Origin of the sequence: Streptomyces katrae, assembly GCF_000966975.1 — a bacterium.
GTDB lineage: Bacteria > Actinomycetota > Actinomycetes > Streptomycetales > Streptomycetaceae > Streptomyces > Streptomyces katrae.
This window is the reverse complement of the sequence record NZ_JZWV01001669.1, coordinates 1-1,278: the sequence shown is the minus strand read 5'-3', so window position 1 is coordinate 1,278 and position 1,278 is coordinate 1. Positions and strand designations below refer to the sequence as shown.

The 1,278-nt window shown below is 73.6% G+C and carries 3 protein-coding genes; 1 reads left to right on the top strand and 2 read right to left on the bottom strand.

The window, feature by feature from the left end; all coding sequences use genetic code 11:
* Positions 1-131: 131 nt before the first annotated feature.
* Complete coding sequence (locus VR44_RS45795; RefSeq protein WP_052714047.1) at positions 132-452, bottom strand: STAS domain-containing protein; 321 nt, start codon at positions 450-452, stop codon at positions 132-134.
* Between the two features lie 186 nt (positions 453-638).
* Here VR44_RS45795 and VR44_RS45790 point away from each other — a divergent pair, with 186 nt between their 5' ends.
* The gene (locus tag VR44_RS45790) at positions 639-1,025 is read left to right on the top strand and encodes a hypothetical protein (RefSeq protein ID WP_157880569.1); all 387 of its coding nucleotides are present in this window, start codon (positions 639-641) and stop codon (positions 1,023-1,025) included.
* 12 nt (positions 1,026-1,037) lie between these two features.
* On the opposite strand, the gene VR44_RS39965 is transcribed toward VR44_RS45790, so the two are convergent.
* A partial coding sequence (locus tag VR44_RS39965) for a hypothetical protein (RefSeq protein ID WP_045952604.1) occupies positions 1,038-1,278 on the bottom strand: 241 nt, incomplete at its 5' end.

The following is a 1,278-nucleotide window of genomic DNA, read 5'->3' as shown; positions in this document are numbered from 1 at the left end:
CGGCACGCCTTCACGCTCGCCCTGGCCGCCGCGCTCCGCGCGGCCGGCCTGCCCGTGGAAGTACGCGACAACCAGTGCCTGCTGGTCCTCCACGACCCAGCAGACACCTCTCCCCGCCAGGGGCCGGGTGGTCAGGCCTCCGGTGCCTGACCGTCACGGATCGTGAACAGAGCCCGCGCGCCCGTCATCTCCAGCAGCCGCTCCAGCTGGTGCGGCAACGGCCCCGCCAGGACCACCGGGCGGGTGTTGCGCAGCCGGATGAGAACGTTGAGGAAGGACGAGTCGGCGAAGGCCACACCGGTGACGTCGATGACCAACAGGCGCGCGCCGGCCGCCTCGCCCTGACAAGCGGCCTCCAGCTTCCCCGTCGTGTCCAGGTCGAACTCACCCGCGCAGACGATCCGCCACACACCGTCCGGCTCCGCCTTCACCGTCACCTGCGGCGACTCCACACACGCCTCCCCGGCCCGAACCGGGCCGGCGTCCGCCGGCCCCTCACGGCGACCGTACGGGCTCACCAGCCGGAGCGACACCACACCGCTCGGATACCGAAACCCCGCGAGTGGGGAAACGCCACACCGGGTGTCTCCGGTCCTGCCACCCTGGGGGCTGACGGTGGCCAGCCGACGTAGAGGGATGTGACGGAGTTGGGTGGACGGTCCACGGTGTGGCTGTGCGTCGGGCAGGCGCGGATCCGCGCCGACCGGCTCGTAGCGGTAGAGCCCGCCCCCGGCGGCCTGGCCCTGCACTTCACCGGCATGCGCGAACCCCTCCAGCTCGCCCTTCACGGCCCCGCCCCCGGCGCGTCCGGCTACGCCGACCAGCTGTTGTCCGCCATCGCGCACGCCGCCGAACACAGCGCCGCCACCCTCATCACCTACCAGGACGGCGACGAGCACTTCGTCGGCGGGTTCACCGCCCGCACCCTCACCGGTGACGAGCACGTCGTCACGCTGCGGCTGCGCCAGCCGGCGCCCACCCTCGCCGAACTCACCGCCCGCGCCCCTCGTGCGCCCCACCCCTGACCTGGCGGGCCCTTACGGGACGTCGCCCCGCCACCCGAACCGGCTGGGGTAGACGCCATCGACCTCGGCCGGCTCGTACGCGCTGCGGCCACCCGGCCCGAACGCCCCGCGCTCCGACATCAGCAAGGCGCCGTCCGCCAGCTCCAGCGGACTCCAGCCGATCGCGTCGAGCAGCTGGCCGTCCAGCGGGCCGCCCACCAGCTCCACGTACACGCCGCCCGGCACCGGGCCCAGGTCAGGGTCATCCGGGTCC